This window comes from Holtiella tumoricola (genome assembly GCF_027857615.1).
Classification (GTDB): Bacteria; Bacillota; Clostridia; order Lachnospirales; family Cellulosilyticaceae; genus Holtiella; species Holtiella tumoricola.
On the sequence record NZ_JAQIFT010000043.1, the window covers coordinates 178,471 to 198,151 of the forward strand.

The 19,681-nt window shown below is 32.7% G+C and carries 14 protein-coding genes; 11 read left to right on the top strand and 3 right to left on the bottom strand.

Annotated elements, in window-relative coordinates:
• The first annotated feature begins 78 nt into the window (after nt 1-78).
• From PBV87_RS10890 to PBV87_RS10910, 5 genes are all read left to right on the top strand, one after another.
• Nucleotides 79-651: a hypothetical protein gene (locus tag PBV87_RS10890; protein WP_271012285.1), complete on the top strand. Its 573-nt coding sequence runs from the start codon at nt 79-81 to the stop codon at nt 649-651.
• Nucleotides 652-759: 108 nt separating this feature from the next.
• A complete protein-coding gene (locus tag PBV87_RS10895) occupies nt 760-1,251 on the top strand; it encodes a hypothetical protein (RefSeq protein WP_271012286.1) in 492 nt (163 codons plus the stop codon).
• A 158-nt stretch (nt 1,252-1,409) separates the two neighbouring features.
• A complete protein-coding gene (locus PBV87_RS10900; RefSeq protein ID WP_053984503.1) occupies nt 1,410-2,213 on the top strand; it encodes a hypothetical protein in 804 nt (267 codons plus the stop codon).
• A 12-nt stretch (nt 2,214-2,225) separates the two neighbouring features.
• Nucleotides 2,226-3,356 (top strand): ATP-binding protein, encoded by a 1,131-nt coding sequence (locus tag PBV87_RS10905; protein ID WP_053984502.1) that lies wholly within the window; start codon nt 2,226-2,228, stop codon nt 3,354-3,356.
• Between the two features lie 3 nt (nt 3,357-3,359).
• Nucleotides 3,360-4,769, top strand: a complete 1,410-nt coding sequence (locus PBV87_RS10910; RefSeq protein ID WP_271012287.1) for a vWA domain-containing protein — start codon at nt 3,360-3,362, stop codon at nt 4,767-4,769.
• Nucleotides 4,770-4,853: 84 nt separating this feature from the next.
• Here the strand turns inward: PBV87_RS10910 and PBV87_RS10915 are convergent, their stop codons facing one another.
• On the bottom strand, nt 4,854-7,166 hold the full coding sequence (locus PBV87_RS10915) for a bifunctional diguanylate cyclase/phosphodiesterase (protein ID WP_271012288.1): 2,313 nt from the start codon (nt 7,164-7,166) through the stop codon (nt 4,854-4,856).
• Between the two features lie 354 nt (nt 7,167-7,520).
• On the opposite strand from PBV87_RS10915, the gene PBV87_RS10920 reads away from it, so the two are divergent.
• The 5 genes from PBV87_RS10920 to PBV87_RS10940 are packed head-to-tail and all read left to right on the top strand — an operon-like array spanning nt 7,521 to nt 16,062.
• Nucleotides 7,521-8,840 carry a nucleotide sugar dehydrogenase gene (locus PBV87_RS10920; protein WP_271012289.1) on the top strand — a complete coding sequence of 440 codons (1,320 nt, stop codon included), beginning with the start codon at nt 7,521-7,523 and terminating at the stop codon, nt 8,838-8,840.
• Nucleotides 8,841-8,851: 11 nt separating this feature from the next.
• The gene (locus tag PBV87_RS10925; RefSeq protein WP_271012290.1) at nt 8,852-11,446 is read left to right on the top strand and encodes a polysaccharide deacetylase family protein; all 2,595 of its coding nucleotides are present in this window, start codon (nt 8,852-8,854) and stop codon (nt 11,444-11,446) included.
• A gap of 12 nt (nt 11,447-11,458) precedes the next feature.
• Nucleotides 11,459-13,345 (top strand): glycosyltransferase family 2 protein, encoded by a 1,887-nt coding sequence (locus PBV87_RS10930; protein ID WP_271012291.1) that lies wholly within the window; start codon nt 11,459-11,461, stop codon nt 13,343-13,345.
• Nucleotides 13,338-15,026, top strand: coding sequence for a polysaccharide deacetylase family protein (locus tag PBV87_RS10935; RefSeq protein ID WP_271012292.1), 1,689 nt, complete (start codon nt 13,338-13,340; stop codon nt 15,024-15,026). The genes PBV87_RS10930 and PBV87_RS10935 overlap by 8 nt, the downstream gene beginning before the upstream one ends.
• A 10-nt stretch (nt 15,027-15,036) precedes the next feature.
• Entirely contained in the window at nt 15,037-16,062 is a 1,026-nt protein-coding gene (locus tag PBV87_RS10940) for a glycoside hydrolase family 18 protein (protein WP_271012293.1), read from the top strand.
• 64 nt (nt 16,063-16,126) lie between these two features.
• Here the strand turns inward: PBV87_RS10940 and PBV87_RS10945 are convergent, their stop codons facing one another.
• Nucleotides 16,127-17,560: an SGNH/GDSL hydrolase family protein gene (locus PBV87_RS10945; protein WP_271012294.1), complete on the bottom strand. Its 1,434-nt coding sequence runs from the start codon at nt 17,558-17,560 to the stop codon at nt 16,127-16,129.
• A gap of 94 nt (nt 17,561-17,654) precedes the next feature.
• Here PBV87_RS10945 and mscL point away from each other — a divergent pair, with 94 nt between their 5' ends.
• Nucleotides 17,655-18,089, top strand: coding sequence for a large-conductance mechanosensitive channel protein MscL (gene mscL / locus PBV87_RS10950; RefSeq protein WP_053984497.1), 435 nt, complete (start codon nt 17,655-17,657; stop codon nt 18,087-18,089).
• 73 nt (nt 18,090-18,162) lie between these two features.
• On the opposite strand, the gene PBV87_RS10955 is transcribed toward mscL, so the two are convergent.
• A complete protein-coding gene (locus PBV87_RS10955; protein ID WP_271012295.1) occupies nt 18,163-19,569 on the bottom strand; it encodes an MATE family efflux transporter in 1,407 nt (468 codons plus the stop codon).
• Between the last annotated feature and the right edge of the window lie 112 nt (nt 19,570-19,681).

Here is a 19,681-nt window from a genome sequence, read left to right on the forward strand (position 1 = left end):
AGTAGTTAAATAAGCATACTAATAATATAATTCATATGATATAATAATCATTATTATTAGATGATAAAGGAGATAAAGATGAGTAGCAAAGTGGCTTTAGTTTTTGATAATGGAGAATACAGTGTCATTGTTAATGATACAGTTATTTATACAAATAAAAAGATAGATGAGGCTTATAAGCAGTTCGAAAAAACTATTAAAAATAATGCAGGGGTACAAGATACAAGCTGGGAAAGTATCAGTGACTCTGCAAAGTCTTTTCAGCTAGAAGGATTAGAAGTAGAAGATACCTATAAAAATATGAGCTTTAGAAATCTTAAGTACTTCCATAATACAGGCAAACTCTTTTATACAGGAAAGGGTGAAATGTTTCCTTTAAACGGAGGCTACCGTTTATTTAGTTTCATTCTTAAAATAGTAGCAAACAAACAGTTAGAAGATCCAGAAGCGTTGCTTGAAATCTGTGTAAAGGCAATGAATAGTGGGGTCAATTATAGAACGACAGAGTTTAGCTTTATCTTAACAAGTCCAGCTTTTAACTATGGGAATGTGGAATATAATTTCTATACAAAAGAAATGCACAAAGGAACTTCTCGTGATATGGAAGGTTTTGAGACCTTTAAGGCCTATGTATTAGAAATTATTAAGTAAGATAAATGATAGGGATATATAATAAGTAATAAGAAATGAAGATGGACTTTATATTGACAGTATATGATAGACTATACAAAGCAAGTACTAAAGGAAAAGAGAGTATATATGACACCAATACAATTATATTGTAAAGCAAATAAAAGAAAACGTAATGACCAAGCAGTAGGCGTTTGTGCCTATATTCTTCAACAAGGAGATACTTCAAAGGAAGCAATTAAGCTTTTAGAAGAGGAAACACGAGTAGCCAGACTAGAGCTTATGGCCCTGGCAACAGGTTTAGAAGAATTGGAAGATACAAAAATGCTTCAAGCAGGTCAACCCATTCATATATATGTAACAAATGAGTATATTTTAGAAGAACTTCAAAGAGGTATAAGTCAGAAAAAATCTGGTAAAGCAATTAGCTTTAATAAGGGCGAAGAGTATATGGATTTATGGAATACAATAGAAAGCCTCCTTCAAAAAGATATAGATTATACGGTAATGGGTCTTAATAAAAAAGATCGTGATCAAGAAAATGAAGAAGTTAAAGGTAATATGGGTAAGTTAAATAAAATGGCTTGTGATGAGATTAATCGTTTTTTCAGAAAAGAGTAATCAATAAATATTGAATAAGAAATGCACGTAAGTTTGAAACTTACGTGCATTTTTATATGTGAAAGTGTTAAAATTTAAGTGTAGACAGTTAAAAGACAAAAAGATAAAATATTAAGTGATAATAATAGTTAATTAAATAATAGAAAGAAGTTAAAACAATGGAAGAAGCAAAAATGATTAGGATGATTGAGATGAATCCTTTTGCAATCAAAACGATTCCAAGTCCTACAGATGAAATGAAATTGGCTGCCCTTAAGAAGAATGGGCTATTATTACAATATATAGAAGCGCCTACACAAGAAATGGAAGAGATAGCAGTAGCCAATAATGCTCGTGCAATTAAATTTGTCCAGGTACCTTCAGAAGAGATGATGCTTGAAGCTATAAAAAAAGGATGGAGTAACTTAGAATATCTTAAAGAACCTACAGAAGAAGTGATGAAGCTTGCGGTAGGTCAGTCAGGTTGGGCAATTCAGTATATTGAAGAACCAAGTGAGGCCATTCAGTTACTTGCTGTACGTACCAATTATGATGCTATTAAGTATATTAAGTCCCCTTGTGAGTCTGCCCAAGAGGCAGCTGTTGAGGCGAGCTATGATGCTTTAAAGTTTATGACGTCACCAAGCTATGGTGCACAGTGTCTAGCTATTAGAAGCAATGAGGATGCTATTCGTTTTATTCCAAATCTAGATAAAGAGAGATTACTTACCTTTTTAAAGATAAATATTTTAGTGATCAAATATATAGAGGAACAAGTTGAATTAAATGAGTTAGAGCTTCTGTTAAAAGAAGTACTTTCAGCAGATGAAGTGGAAGAAAAGTATGTGAGAGACTTTTTAAGATGTGGAAAGATTGATAGAAGTAGCATACGTTTTCAGATAGATAAGATACACTTTATTTATAAATATGGAAGTAAGAAAGCCAAACAAATTACTGTAGATGAAAAGCTGAAGATGGCATAGGAGATGACAAGAATGAATTTTATAGAAACATTAAAAAGTGTAGAATTAGTACTTGCTACAGGAGAGGTCCCTCTAATTGTTGGGGAAAGTGGTATTGGAAAGACAGCTCTTGCCCGTGAAATAGCAAAGGCCAATGACTGGCACTTAATTATAATTGATGGTAACTTACTTAAAGAAGGTGAAATTGGTGGGCTTCCAACAGTAGAAGTTTATACAGCAGTAGGAGACAATGGACAGCTTATAGAGAAGAAAACAACCGTCTATGCCGTGCATACTAAGTTAAGAGAAATAGATAGGGCTATCAACAATGGACAAAGTGTATTGCTCTTTATTGATGAAATCAATCGTTGTGAGCATACAGTACAGCAAGAACTTATGAATTTAATTTTGAATCGTGAAATCAATGGTTATAAGCTTCATGAAACAGTAAAAATCTTGGCAGCAATGAATCCTTCACAAAAGTATGGATCAGAGTTTGACTATCAAGTTGTAGATATGGACGCGGCTCAGGAGAATCGCTTTGTATGGTTGAATATGGAAAGTGATCCAGTGCAATGGCTAAGATGGGCAAGTGAAGTGGGGATTGAACAAAAGGTCATCGAGTTTATTTCTACTTTCCCAGAGTATTTAAATGTTATTAACGAGGATGATATTAGAGCTACACCTAGAAGCTATGAAAGAATTTCTAAGACTTATAAAGTCTATAAAGAAAGTGAAGGGAATATCCCACGTCATGTATTTGTGAATGTGATAGGGGGGAATGTAGGAAAGGTCATTGCGCAAGAATTTGTAAGCTTTGTAGAAGCGAATCATAGTCTCTTAATAAGTTATGATGAGGTGTTCTTAACAGAGGCATTTGATGAAGCATTTATAGAACGAGTAAAAAATGAAAGCCATACAAGATTATATCTAGCGGCAACCAATATACTTAAACGCTTAGAGGATATTATTTACCAGGAGGAGGGAGAAGTAAGTAAGAGTATTGAAAAGTTAATGGCATTACTCAAACTTTATCCAGTAGATTTGATGATGGGAATTATGAAAGAGATTAAAAAGGACTATCCTAAAGTGTATAAGAGTGCTTTAGAATGTGATTGTTTTTTAGATGCTTATTTTGAAACTTATGAAACGATAAGAGGATAAAATATGGAAAGTTATTTTGAAAAACAAGTGGATACGTTATATGAGCAAGCAATCACACTTATCCAAATGGTTTCTATGATGAAAATGAATCGTGCTGGCGAAAAAGCTGAAGTAGATGTTCCTCTAGAGTTTAAGCAAGATTTTTTTAGTTTAATTGATAAGGTTAGTTCTAGCCTTATGGAGGAACAAGATTGCTTCTATGGGTATTTCTTATTTCAGATGGAACGAGAGATTCGTTTTGATATTTCTACGCCTACAGCAGTCAACTTTAAAGGTGCTAGATATGTAATTTATTTTAATCCGCTTATCTTCCTAAGTCTAAATAGAAATCAGATGAAAGATTCTATTAAACATGAGATTATGCATATTGTTTCTTTACATTTACTACGAGCAAAAGGGCTAAAAAGTACGTATAGTAAAATTGCTTTAAATATAGCCATGGATATGGTCGTTAATCAATATCTTAAATATTTACCACCTTATGCTACAACTCTTGAGTGGGTTAACTTGAAATATGAGTTAAAACTCAGACCCTATGAGCCTTTTGAGTACTACGTGGAAAAAGTTCAGATTGCTTTAGATCTTTTAGAGGAAGATGAGGAAGGGGATCTCATTGATCAGCCACAACAAGAATCTATCCAGACAGAATATGATGTGGCAAGGACTCATGACCTATGGGAGGAATGTGATAGCTTAGATGAACAAACCATTCACACCTTTACCAAACGATTTGTAGAACAAGCCGACAAAGGACCTTTACCTATTCACCTTGGGAATATGATAGCAGCTCTTAAAAAAGAAAAAGGGGAATTGCCTTGGGATTTGTATCTTAAACGCTTGATGGGGACAATAGAAAGTCATACAAAGAAAACAACTACAAGACGTAATAGAAGACAGCCAGACAGGTTAGATCTAAGAGGTACGCTGAGAGGGCATAAAGCAGAGATTGCTATTGCGCTTGATATTAGTGGAAGTATTAGTGACGAACAATTTAAACAAGCCATGAAGGAAGTTTTGCATATTGTAAAAAACTATAATCATGCGATTACAGTCATTGAATGTGATGATGAAATTAGACGCACCTATCAGGTGAAATCTATAAAGGATATAGAAGAAAGACCAAGCACGAGAGGTGCTACCAAGTTTACGCCTGTATTTGAGTATGCCAATAAGAAGCATATAGACTTACTTATTTATTTTACCGATGGAAAAGGTGAGCAAAAGCTACAAATTAGACCAAGAGGATATAAAATTTTATGGATTCTTTCAGAAAAGGCAGCAACACTTTCATTACAAGAGTCTTATGGGGCTATTAAAAGACTGAATAAAGTAGAGACAAAAGATGAATTCATAGAAATGAGAGATGTACGCAGTGATGGGTATTCTATGAATAATCAAGCACCGATATGGTAGGGAAAATAGCAAAGAGAAGAGTCAATAAAGCGAGAGATGTACTCTCGTTTTATTGACTCTTTTCTTTATTATAATTATTACAAATTAATGAGGGATAGATTTAGTGGTTAAGTGCTTCAATTCTTCTAATGTTACAGGATGAGAGAAGTAGTACCCTTGAAAATAGTCACAGCCCATATTATTTAAAACATCAAACTGCTCTTTAGTTTCAACACCTTCGATGATAACTTCCATACCGAGTAAATGAGCGATATCATTGATATTTTTAACAATATTCAAATATTTATTAGATGAATCTTGAATAAAGATACGATCGATTTTCAGAATATCTAACTGATATTTGCGTAAATAATTGAAAGATGAATAACCTGTTCCAAAGTCGTCTAAAGCAATGGTTATACCTAAATTGTGTAGTGCATGTAGGTTATCGTAGACAACCATATTTTCGTCAAGAACTACAGATTCTGTAATTTCAAAGCATAAGTTACTAAAATCCATAGAATACTTCTCAGCAATCTTTTTTATAGTCTGTGTAAAATGTATATCCATTAATTGAATAGGAGATACATTAATACTGATTTGAAGTGGTCTATCCGTTTGGCTAAGGGGATTAAAGTTTTTACAAATTTCTTCTATAATCCAATAACCTATTGAAATAATTGCACCGGTTTCTTCTGCATAGAGAATAAAATCACTAGGAGCAACAAAACCATATTTTTCACTACGCCATCTAAGTAAGGCTTCTATCTTATGAATGGATTGGTCTTTACCTACGATGGGCTGATAATGAATTAAAAATTCATCTTTAGAGAGTGCTTGTTTTAACTCCATTTTTATATCTTCTACTTTAAGATTTGTTGCATAAAGCATAGGGTTAAAGAAGATGAGGCCTTTGCTAGGGTCGTTCTTTTTACAATGATACATAATAAAATCACTTTTGCGTATAAGATCATCAAAGGTTGTAGCATCATTTGGGTAGATCGCAGCTCCAGCTGAGAATTCAACCACTGCATGATGTTGATTAAAATAAATGGGCTTAGTGAATGTTGGAATAACTGTAAAGTTATAAAAATCCAATAAGTCTTTTTTACAAGTATAACGATCATAGATAATAACAAATTCATCACCAGAATATCTAGTTACGATACCTTTATCTGCAAAAACATCTTCTAATGCACGACTAAAACTAATAAGTAATTCATCACCAGCTGTATGACCAAATAAATCATTTATATATTTAAACTTGTTTAAATCAATAAAAAGTAAGGCAAAGCTTTGCTCCTTTTTGATAAGTTTGGTAGTAAGTTTGAATAACATTTTTCTATTAGGTAGGCCTGTTAGTTCATCATAATAAATAAGGGATTGAACTTTTTTGTCAAAAGATTTACTCAGTGCCTCAGAAATAAATTCTAATTGCTCAAATTCATCATTTAGCTCTAGCTCAAAATTATTTTTTTCTAAGTTCTTTAAAAGTATTTTTAAATGATCTAGAGAATTTGTAAGAGGAGCAATAATAAAGCTCATAAGACGTGTTAAAGTAAATAATAGAATACATCCTATACTGAGTAATATAACAATAGTTGTATGGGTCACTTGTTTAACGTATTTACTATAAATGAGTGAACTTTTGTCAAAAGCAAATAAAATATCAACTTTATTATCTAGAATGGTATCAGAATAAATAAAAGTATCTTGTGTAGGAATTTCGTCTAATGTATAGAGACCATTCCTAGATAAATACATTCCATTTCCAGTATTGAGATAAGACTTAAGCGTTCCTAAATAAAAGCTTTTATCCATAGAATCTAATAAGTCATCAATAAAAATATCTAGAATTACCACACCAGAAAGAGTATTCGTATGATTAGAGTAGATAAATTTAATAATGCTAATAGCATATTTACCAGTTGTATAATCTTTATGTGCAGATGTAATAATAGGATCTTGATAATTATCTAGGTATTCTTCTTTAAACCAAGGGCGTTTAGTCACATCGAAGTCTTCAAAGAGTGTTCCACTAGAAACAAGATATTGGCCGGGCAAACTTACAATATTAATAGTGTTAATAAAAGTAATAGGTTGTAAAATATTTTCATACAACGCAATCTGATTTTTGAGTGCTAGAAAATTTTTTTGGTCTATACTTTCAGTTGTAAGGAAATGATCCAAAAAGTGTATGATTTCCTCATCAGCACCAACTTGCTGGGTAACTGCTTTTAAAATACTAGAATAGTTTTGCACATCTTCTGTAAGCTGACGATAATGTGAAGCTGTAGTAAAACTCGATATTTTATTAGAACCATAAGTTATAAGGATTATGATGATAATAATAAAAATAGGGATAATAATAGAAGTAGTACGAGTAAGGCGTTTATTTATTTTTTTAGAAATTTCCATGTAAGTCTCCTATATTAAGTCAGTATTTCTGTATGGTTATATAAATTATTAGAATTATAGGTCTTAAGTAGTTTGCCCTAAAGAAGACATTATATCATTAATGAGAATATTATTCATCTTTAAATAGAAATAAATAGAGCTACAAAAATTGCTATTCTATTGCTATTTTGTTAGAATTAATAACTATAAATATTATACTTGGAAAATGTCAAGTTTTAAAAAGTAATTGAGCAAGATAAAACAAAAAATAACTAATAAATTATATTAAAGTTAAGTGTTTTTTAAAATTATGCTATAATTTTAAAGTTGATAAAATATAATAAGTGCTGAATAATATAGGAGGAGCAGATAAGGATGACAATTTATGACCAACTTATAAATAGAGAATCAAAATTAGTAGTTGTTGGATTGGGCTATGTAGGCTTACCTATTGCAATTGAATTTGCAAAATATGTTGAAGTAATAGGATTTGATATTAGTAAAAGTAAGATTACAAGTTTTAAGAAGGGGATTGATATAACCCAAGAAGTAGGCAATGAAGTTCTTCATAACTCGACTATATATTTTACAGATAATGAGCAATACATAAGAGAAGGAAGCTTTATCATAGTTGCCGTACCAACACCTATTTATTCTGACAAAACACCAGATTTATCACTCCTTCGTGCAGCATGTGAAGTTGTGGGACGTAATTTGACAAAAAACACAATAGTAGTATTTGAATCTACTGTTTATCCAGGTGTAACAGAAGAAATATGCATACCTATATTAGAGAACGTATCAGGACTTAAAGTAGGTAGAGATTTTGGAGTCGGTTATTCTCCAGAAAGAATTAATCCAGGAGATAGAGAACATCGTGTGCATAATATTGTTAAAATAGTTTCTGGTATCGATTCTGACACGCTACAAGAAGTGGCTAAAACCTATGAATTAGTTGTGAAAGCTGGCGTATACAAAACTTCAAGTATTAAGGTAGCAGAGGCTACTAAGTTAGCTGAAAATGCACAAAGAGATATTAATATTGCATTTATGAATGAACTTGCTGTAGTATTTGAAAAAATTGGGATTTCTACTTATGAAGTAGTTAAAGCAATGAATACTAAATGGAATGCTTTAAAATTTACACCTGGATTAGTAGGGGGACACTGTATAGGTGTGGATCCTTATTATTTTATTTATCAAGCTTCTTGTATGAATTATCAATCTCAAATAATAGGTGCTGGACGTAAAATTAATGATGGTATGAGTCAATTTGTTGGAGAGATGATCATTAAAAACATGATAAAGGCTAATAAGCGAATAAATGGAGCCAAAGTATGGATTTTGGGATTAACATTTAAGGAAAATTGTCCAGATATTAGAAATACGAAAGTAGTAGATATTATTGAATACTTACAAGAGTATGGTGTTGAAGTAGTCGTTACAGATCCTATGGCAGATATTAATGAGGCAATGCAAGAATATGGAATAAAATTGGTAGACTCTCATGAGGTAGATGAAGTGGACTGTATTGTATTTGCTGTAGCCCATCAAGCATTTAAAAAAATAGCAATAGAACTATTTAAAGCATATTTTAAAAATGAACAAGATGAAGAAATGGTAATAATAGATATAAAAAATATTATTAATAAAGAAGAAGCACAAGAATGTGGCTATAGTTATTGGGGCTTGTAGAGGTAGTGATGATGAAAAAAATAGTAGTTATTAGTGTAACAATTCTAGTAGTTATTGGAGCATTCTGGTGGGGATTAAGTTATATAACAGGCATGGAACAAGCGCATATGGATCAATTTCAACAGTATATAGTTAATAATCCAGAACAAGCAGTACAAATGGCATTTGAAAAGCTCAAACAAAGAAAAGAAGCTACAGTAATTGCAGATGTATCAGTTGGAGAAAAAGTAATGGCATTTAACTTAGTAGGTCTATCCACTCAGAAAATAAATGAAAAGGTATTACAGCTGTTAAGTGACTATCAAAGTAAAAGCACATTCTTTGTATCAGGAATAGATGCAGCAGAAGAAACAGAGTTTTTAAATAGGGTGAATGAACAAGGACATAGTATAGGAAGTACTGGACTTGATGGCAGCGGAAAACTTGAAATGAAAACAGAAGAAGAATTAATTAATTCTTTTGTCCGTGCCAATGGTATTATTCAAAAGAATATTATACAGAAAAAGCATGAATTACTTTATTGTAGTGCTACAGATTATACACAGAAGATATTACAGACTGCATATGCCAGCGGATATGAGAAGGTTGTAAAAAGTAATTATATCTTAAATTATAGAAGCTTTACATCGTATGAGCAGACACTTAATTACATCAAAAAATTGCCTAAAGGTGCTATTATTACGGTAAAGATGAATGGTGAATTAAGTGAAGAAGAATATGTTAAGCCGATGCAAGATAAAAAACCAGCTGAAGATAAAAAAACAGGGATAGAGTTGATAGAACGTAAAGAATTAAGCGAAGAAGAACGTTTAATAAATGTTATAGAATGGATTTTAAAAGCCCTACAAGAAGAAGAGTATCAAGTAGTTTTATGTGAGCAATTGTCTAGATTACATACAGATTCTATGGTAAATAAAGTACAAGAACTAGTAAGAGAAGATATATATTTTAATCAAACAGAGTACGTGGTACAGGAGGATTCTTCGGATAAAATTTATGAAGAGGATGAAAATACGATAGCTCAAAGCAATCAAGAGATTATTCAGCAAGCAAAAGCATTAAGAATAAGCAATAAAGGGAAATTAGCTTCTACTAATGGAAAGATTTATACCACACAGGCAGCAGTAAATTATAGTTTTTATGGTGTTAAGGAACAAGTTGTCTTAGCAAATATTCTTGAGACACTTAAAATAGAAAATATAAAAGCAACTTTTTTTGTAAGTGAAAAAGACTTGCTTGAAAATAGTGAAGAAATAAGGACAATTGTACAAGCTGGGCATGAACTTCAAATGATGCTTATTGATGTGCAAAAATCAGATTATTTATCTGTTGCTACAAGTATACTTAAGATGCAGAATATAATAAAAACGCAATATAGACAAGTAGCAACTTATATTAGATATCCTTATGATGTGAGGTATACAGATGAAATGTTGGAGGCTGTTTCAGCAACAGGAACTGAGATTATTGGACAAGATATTGCCATAGCAAGGTCAAGTATTCCTAAAACCTCAACAAGTGAAGAAATTATAAAAGTCATTTCTAATCAAGGGAATAAGGCTCTAAAAAGAGGAGAAATAGTCTATTTTAGAATGGATTATTATGAAGATCACCAAGTACTATTAGAAGTAATGAAGTATATTAAAAATGAAAAGGTAGATAATACAGGTTATTTAGATAGAGGGAAGTTGATGGGGAGTTATAAATTTGCAACAATAAAAGAATTAGCTCAAGGAAATGAGATTTATTCTTATCCAGTGGAAGAGAAGAATTTGTTACAAAACGTAAAAGAAACTATACGGATAGATAATAAAATACAGTATGGATTAGAGGAACTTAAAAAACGTTATATAGGTAATCAATTTGTGAATAGTGAGTTATCACTTCCCGGCTTTAGTAGTACAGAAATTGAACAATTAGATACAACGGGAAGATTTACAGACGAACCAGTTATATTTTTAAGCTTTGATGACTGGGGATCTGATGCTGCGATTAATCAATTACTCTATGTACTAAAGAAGCATAATGTAAAAGCTACTTTCTTTATTAGAACGAACTATATACAACACAATCCCAATCTTGTAAGAGCAATTGCATTAGAAGGACATGATATAGCAAGTCATTCAGATGAGCATAGAGTACTTGCAAATAAAGGAGAAGAAGTAGGTATGTTTACAGAAATATCAGATGAGGAAGTATCTATGCTACGAGAAGATGTTGTATTATCTTATGAAAAGTTACGAGCTATTATAGGAGATGTTCAGATAGATGGGAGATCAGTTCTAACATCATATTTTAGACCACCTACTCTAGCAGTAAGTAAAAAAGGAGCAGAAGCAATATTTGAAGTAGGTTATCAATATATTATTTCAGGAGATTTCTCTACTCATGATTATGAAGCAACAAGTGCTACACAGCTTATTGATGATTTTATAGAAGGGATAGAGACGAATGGAGGCAATAGTGTTATCTTACAAAATGGAAGTAATGTAGTTATGCATATGTCAGATGAAGCAAAGTATACGGCAGAGGCACTTGATGTAGTAATCCCTTATTATTTACGACAAGGTTATAGCTTTGCACGTCTGAGTGACTATTTAAAGTAAAGAAGGAGAAGAATGAGAGGTTACATTAAAAAGAAAATTAGTGCACAAGAGAAGATAGAAGATAAGTTATTACAGGTTAATCAAGATAGAAGACTGTTACCTTATGTGCCGGATCCAGAACATATCCGTTCAGACCATGATCGTAGGGGGGATAGCTACACTAATAAAAAAAGTGGACTGCGTTATTGTGTCGCTTATAAAGTGAAAGTTATTTGTGAGACAGCAGAAGGAAATAAAGAAGTATTTTTTGTAGAAGGAATTAATATATCTACAACGGGTATGCTTTTAAGAGTAGCTAAAGAGGAACAAATACAATATCTAAAAAATGCTTCAAGAATAAAATTGAAATTCCAAATTGAACCAGGTAGTATGCCTGAGGGATTAGAGATGAGGGTTTCTTTAAAGGCACAGTATATAAGAGACTTTGATGAAGAAGGTTTTACCTATATAGGGGTACAATTTGAAACTAATCTGTATGATAAAGCAAGGCAAACAAAGGATATATTTACAGTGATTATATCTAGTATCTTGTTAGCTGCTATTACATTTTTTATTATTTTGATGCGTGTAGAAAGCATAATTTATTTCAAGTTTAATAAATGGATGTATTTGTATAGTATTGTAACAGCAGTTTTTTTATTAACGCGCTATATTTTTGGTGCATGTTATAGACCAGAAAGGATTAATCCTGGCTATACACCAGGTGTTACAATACTCATTCCTTGTTTTAATGAGGAAACATGGATTCAGCAAACGATTATAAGTTGCATGAATCAAGATTATCCAATAGATAAGTTAGAGGTTATTGTGGTTGATGATTGTTCAAACGACCAATCTGTAGAGAAAATTAAAGAGATTATAGAACGATTAAAAGGAGAGGGAGAGCGCTATGATATAAAAAACCGTCTATCTTATATTGTACAAGAGCAAAATAAAGGTAAGCGAGAGGCATTGGCAAAGGGATCTCTTGTTGCAAAACATGAACTAGTGGTATTTGTAGATTCGGACAGTTTTTTGGATCCTTTAGCTATAAGATATTTAGTTCAACCTTTTAAGGACCCTAAAATGGGTGGTGTAGCAGGAAGAACAGATGTAGCTAATACATATACAAATACGTTAACAAAGATGCAGTCTGTTAGATATTATATTGCTTTTCGTATTATGAAAGCAGCTGAAGCTTATTTTGATTCAGTAACGTGTCTTTCAGGTCCTCTTGCTTGTTATCGTAAGGATATTGTTATTAAGAACATAGATGCATGGCTTAATCAAAGTTTTCTGGGACAAAAGGCAACATTTGGAGATGACCGGGCCATGACTAATTTTGTGTTAGCTCATCATCGTACAAGTTATCAAGATGGTGCAGTATGTTCTACTGTTGTACCTAATAAGTATAAGGTATTCTTGAAGCAACAAATGAGATGGAAGCGTTCGTGGTTACGAGAGTCTTTGATGGCCGGTAAATTTATGTGGCGTAAAGAGCCTTTTGCAGCTATATCTTTTTATATAGGTTTATTGGTACCTATATTAGCTCCTATTGTTGTTATCTATAATTTGATTATTGTGCCGATTACACAAAAAACTTTTCCTACCACTTTTTTAGTAGGATTGCTAATGATGGCGCTGCTAATGAGTATAGCCCAGCTATTATTAAGAAGGAGTACTACTTGGCTATTTGGTCTGGTTTTTTGTTTGTTCTATGAAGGAATTTTATTATGGCAAATGCCTATTGCATGGGTTACTTTTTGGAAATCAACATGGGGTACACGTATGACACCAAGTGATATTGAGGCCTTAGAGAAAAAAGAGCAAAGTAAAGAAAAAAGAACTAAAAATAGAAAAATGAAGAAACAGAAGCATAGAGTAAATGAGACATTAGAAGAAAGGGAGGATTATGTATAGACGACTTGTTTCGAAAAAGGATTATAAAAAGTTTATAAGAGGAATTATTGAAGGAATTGTACTTTTACTATTGCTCATTATACTATTAAAGAGTTTATTTGATACAACAAGCTATGAACCATTTACTAATGACTTAATATTAAATGAGAAGGGTCAAGAAGATACAGGTTTTATTGCACTTGCATATTTAGGTGTAAGTCGTATGGGGGCAGATACAGTGATTTCTACTCAAAGACTTGAGGAGCATCTGGAAGCTCTTTATAACAATGGTTATGTAACGATTACACAACAAGATGTGATAGATTACTATACAAAAGACAAAAAGCTTCCTAAAAAAGCATTATTTCTCATTTTTGAAGACGGCTATACTGGGACAGCTATTTTCGCACAAAAAATATTAGAAAAGTATAATTTTAAAGCGACTATGGTAACCTATGGAGACAAAATGTTTAGTCGAGATTCTGCATTTTTAGATGCAAAAGACTTGGGAAATTTAGAAAGAAGCACTTTTTGGGAAATTGGTACAAATGGATATCGTTTGTCCTATATCAATGTATTTAATAAAGAGAACCATTACATAGGAGAACTAGAGTCTACTCAATTTAATATACTTGCACCGCAACTGGGAAGAAACTATAATCATTATTTAATGGATTATATAAGAGATGATTATGGTATTCCAAAAGAAACATATGCTCAAATGAAAGAACGTATTATAGCAGATTATGAACTTCTGGAAAAAGCTTATAAAGAAGGTATAGGGTATATACCACAGCTGCATGTACTTATGCATGCCAATACAGGTGCATTTGGCAACAATCAAAAAGTAAGTGATTTAAATGAACAGTATATCAAATTAATGTTTGCCATGAACTTTAATAGAGAGGGCTTTTCTTTTAATAATAAAGTGAGTACGCTATATGATTTAACACGTATGCAAGGCCAAGGCTATTGGTATCCAAATCATTTGCTTATGAGAATACAAGATGATAGTAAAGTATCTGTCACTTTTGTAATAGGAGATGATAAGCGTACGAAAGATTGGGAACTTATAAGGGGAGCAGCTGAATATAGGGGTGAAGATATTGTACTTACATCTGAATCTAAGTCTAGTGGACTAATTCGTTTGAAAGAGAGCACAAGCTATGAAAATTATATAGTGTCTACACGGCTTACAGGGAATGTAATAGGTTCTCAATCCCTTTATCTAAGAGCAGATGACAATTTAGAAAATTATATAAAGATACAGATTGTGAATAATCAACTGTATGTTTATGAATGTATTAAGAATAAAGAGAGTCTTCTATATGAAAAAAAAATAAGTGAAGAAGATGATAATACTAAACAAATCGAAATTCATGACAAAGGTGCCTATGCACTGAAAGTTATTCTTAATAAGGATACATTGCAAATTCAGTTAGATGAGGAAATACTTGAAGAGATATTCATAGGATTAGAAGGCAAAGGAAGTTTGTATTTAGAGTCAAGTTGGGTAGAAGGATATAGTCAAAGAAACCTTTATGATGACGTATATGATGGCGTTTTTGAACAAGTAGTGATAAGTACAGTAGATAATCAAACAATACTATATGATAATCGTTATGATAGTTATGAAAAGATGAAGAAAAAGATAGAGAAGTTAATACATAATATTGTTAATTGGTTTATTGAAACGCTATAAAGGAGATATTATGAAAAAGTATAGCAACTTTATTAAAATGAGTATATTAGTGTTCATTTGTTTATCTTTTGTTGGATGTAAGAAGGAGCAAATTTCTGAAGAGAGACCTCAAGAAACAAAAATAGGTCAGAATGTATGGCTTACTTACTGGGATACTAAGGCTATAGATAAAGAGTTAGACTATTGGAAAGAAAAAATCAAAGGGATCAACTATTTTGCAGCATACTTTGATCAAGATAGACAGTTATTTATTCCATTTACTATTACCAATATTAAGACAGAAGTTGAAGTGAATTTCAAAGAGGAAGAATGGATATCGTACTTGACTATTGTGAATGACCAAGCATTAGTAGATGGAGGTTCTATATTAAAGGATACAGCACTATTAAAATATTTATTTGAAGATCAAATAGCTATGGAGGGACATATTAAAGAAATTTTAACACTAGTTAGAGAAGGTGGATATGATGGTATAGAAATAGACTATGAAGGCATAAAGTCAGATAAAGAACTTTGGAATCAGTACCTAGTATTTTTGGATAAGCTTTATGAAAAGGCTAAAGACTATGAGATGCCTGTACGTGTACTATTAGAACCGAGTACTCCTATAAATGAATTAGATTTTCCACAAGGTCCAGAATATATTATGATGTGTTATAACCTATTTGGATATGGAACATCACCAGGACCAAAAGCTAATAAGAATTTTTTATTAGAATTAGTAGAGAGGATGAAACAGGTATCTAATGAACGAGGATATGCACTAGCTACAGGAGGATTTGATTTTAGAGAAGATGGTAGTGTGAAAGCATTAAATACACAAGAAGCATTAGCCCTTCTTAAAGAACAAGGGGAGGTACCGTATCGAGAGGAAGATAGTAGAAGTATTGTCTTTAGATACGAAGATGAAGAGAAATTTTCTCATGAAGTATGGTATGCAGATGAAGAGACTTTATCATATTGGGAAAGTGTATTAAGAGAAGTTGGTGAACGGAATATTTCTATATGGCGTTTAGGTAGTACAATAATAGAATAATCTTAATTATTAAATGCCCCATCCTATTCAACTTAGGGACTAGATTTGATAGGATGGGGCTAGTTTATTGTCTAAACTTTTGAATAACAGCTGCTAAAGTATTGCCCATTAGAATATTTCCGTATTCATTTGGATGAATGCTGTTTTTAGCTATGACTTGAGTAGTAAGGACACCATCTATTTCAACCTCAGTTGTTTTATAGTCAAAGCCATTAGCTGTATCTAATGTAAGGGTCATAGGTGCAATATAAATATTTCTAGCTAAGCTTTTATCATTGTCATAAGTTTGTAAAAGATAATGAGTAGCAAGCTTCATATTACGATTATAGCGGTAGTAGTTGCTTGTATCTCCTGTTAGCATATTCTCATGAGGTGCAAGGGTTGGTGTGCAAATAATGATATGAATAGATGGATCATAAGCATGGATACAAGCAATGAATTGTTCTAAATAATGAAGGAAACCTGGCATATCCATAAGTGTATCATGTGTACCAAAGTCATTTGCACCAAGTAGAATACTAATATGAGTTGGGGCACCAGTTGGATAGGCTATAGCAAAACGCTCCATATATTTTGTAAAGTTTACTTCAAATTCAGTAGGTTGGATGGGAAGAGGTACCCAAGAAGTACCGTTCCATTCTATCCATTTAGAGCCTTCAGGTAAGCTGGGATCTACCATTACATCCCCAAGACTAGGATATTTGTAGTAGCCATTGGTATCATAAAGATAAGGACCAGACTCTTGCCAACCACGGGCAACTTTTTGAAGTCCTCCATAGGTTGTGTCGCTAGGTTTAGCTACGCAGACCTTTTTCCAATCATCTGTGTTGCCTTTATAAGCAGTACCATTGATAGAAGTTGGGAAAACAAAAGGGCTATCTAAATAGCCACTAGAACCGATATAATTAAAGTATTTATTAAAGGTCCAGCCACCACGACCTTCTCTTTGGATAGTTTCACCCTTATAAGTAATGGTGCCCACAGTTTCTACATTTGGAAGAATAGATTGTACATGTTCAATGTATTTTCCCATACGTGTAAGACTATCACCTACAGCAAGAAGCCTTACTGGTGTAGTATCAGTAGTATCTACGACTTCTACAGTCATAGATTGAGTAAGAGTGTTCTTGGCTGTATTTAATGTAAGGGTGAGATCAGAAGGAGAAGAGAGCGTGAGGACATCCTCACCAAGACTCTCATAGAACCAACGACCGAGCGTACGTGTACCAAAAGTTGATTGGGTAGTTAGTGTATAAGCATTAGAAGGTGATAGGACTATATTTCTATCATAGAGGGTTAAGCGTGATGGTGTATGAGTATCTCCAGCTAGAATGTATAAGTTTCTAGGTAGGATTAATGTCTCCATAGCCACTTCCTCTTCATGTAGGGGATTAGATAAAATAGGTGATAGTGGCTCTGCTATAGGTGCTGCAAAAAGTGATGGATGCATTAGAGACATACATAATGCAATCAGCATAGGATATTTAAATTTTTTCATAGTTTGATTCCTTATATAAACAAAATTTGATAAATATAGTTTAAAAGATATAAGCGTATTAAACAACCTAAAAATCAAAGGGAGGTAGTTATAAATGAAGAAGGCAATCAGTGAATTTAAGGCATTTGCTATGAAAGGCAATGTGTTAGACATGGCAGTAGGTGTTATTATAGGGGGTGGATTTAGCAAAGTAGTAAGTTCTCTTGTGAATGATATGATTATGCCTATGATTAGTTTATTGGTTGGACAGATTAGTTTTACCAATTGGAAGTGGGTGATTGATCCATCAAAGGAAGGGCTAGATCCTATAGTGATTAACTATGGTATGTTTATCCAAACTATATTAGATTTCTTTATTATTGCACTTTCTATATTTATTATGGTAAAAGTAGTGAATAAAATGGCTAGTAGATTTAGTCATAAGGAGCAGGAAAAAGCCAAAGAAGAGCCCAAACCTACTAAAGAGGAGATTCTTCTAACCGAAATTAGAGATTTACTAAAAGCACAGCAAGAAAAGTCAGCACAATAAAAAAGATAGCAAAAAAGCCATTATAATACACCTTGCAAAAGGTTAGTATTATAATGGCTTTTTTAAAAATAAATTAGGCGACTAAGTCTGGGCTAGCTGATTTCATGCTTAGCTCAGGATCATTGGCCATTTTTTTTAACTCACGCATTTCTTTAAAGATGAAAATACTTGAGAAAGCAATTGCAAGTAAATCTGCAATTGGTCCTGCTAACCATACACCTTGAAGTCCTAAGAAACGTGGAATAATTAAGAAACAAGGAATAAGGAAAATAATTTGTCGAGATAAGCTAATGACCATAGCTTTTTTTGCTTTTCCAACTGCTTGATAGTAGTTAGAAGCAGTCATCTGTATACCAATAATAGGCATAGAGAGTAAGAATAATCTCATACCAGATACTGTAATTTCAGTAAGTTCAGGATCGTTATTAAACATACCAACAGCTATATAAGGGAACGTTTGAACGAAAATAAAGCTGATGAAAAGGAAGACTGTAGATGCAATAAGACTGTACATATAAGTTTGTCTTACACGTTCAAATTTATTTGCTCCAAAATTATAGCCAATAATAGGTTGTGCACCTTGGTTAATACCAAAAATAGGCATGATATAAATGGTTGAGATAGAAGTGATAATAGCCATAGCCCCAATAGCTAAGTCACCACCATGCATCATCAGAGACTTGTTTGCAATAACAGAGACAATACTACTTGCAAATTGCATGCAGAATGGTGCAAGCCCAATGACTAAAATATTTTTCATAATACCTAAATCTAGCTTCATATCCTCTAATGTAATCTTAATAGAAGACTTTGAACTCTTAGTAAAGTAATAAAGTACCCAGCAACCTGCAATAAATTGAGAGATTACAGTAGCATAAGCTGCACCTTGTATACCTAGATCAAGTGCAAAGATAAAGATTGGGTCTAAAATAATATTAATAGCAGCTCCAATGATCATAGTGAGCATACTAAGTTTGGGATTACCATCTGAACGAATTGAATTGTTGAGTCCAAAAGCAAATAGGTTACAGATTGTTCCCCAAAGAAGAGGACGAATGTAGCTTAGTGCATAAGGGAGTGTATTTTCACTAGCACCAAACAATATAAGGATTTGTTCAGCAAATAAATTACCTAATACAGCAACTAGAATACTAAGGGTGATAATCCCTAGAAGTCCATTCCCCAAGTAACGTTGGGCTTCCTTTTTGTTTTGTTTACCAAATGCAATAGAGATACTTGCACAGGTACCAATTCCTACAAGCATTCCAAATCCTGTAATAATTTGTGTAACTGGCATAGTGATACCAACACCTGTAATAGCAAGGCCACCAACATGAGGAATATTACCTATATACATACGATCTACTACGTTATAAAGCATATTCACAACCATGCCAATAATCGCAGGAATAGAGAACTTAATAAGCAATTTAATAATGCTTTCAGATCCCAGGTCTTGTTGAGTGTTGTCTTTAGACATAGTTCACATCCTTTTTACAATATTGTTGCATACGCAATAAAAAGATACTATCATAAAAACGTTGTAAACGCAACAAGAAGCCGTAAAACATTTACTAAATGTTTTACGGCTT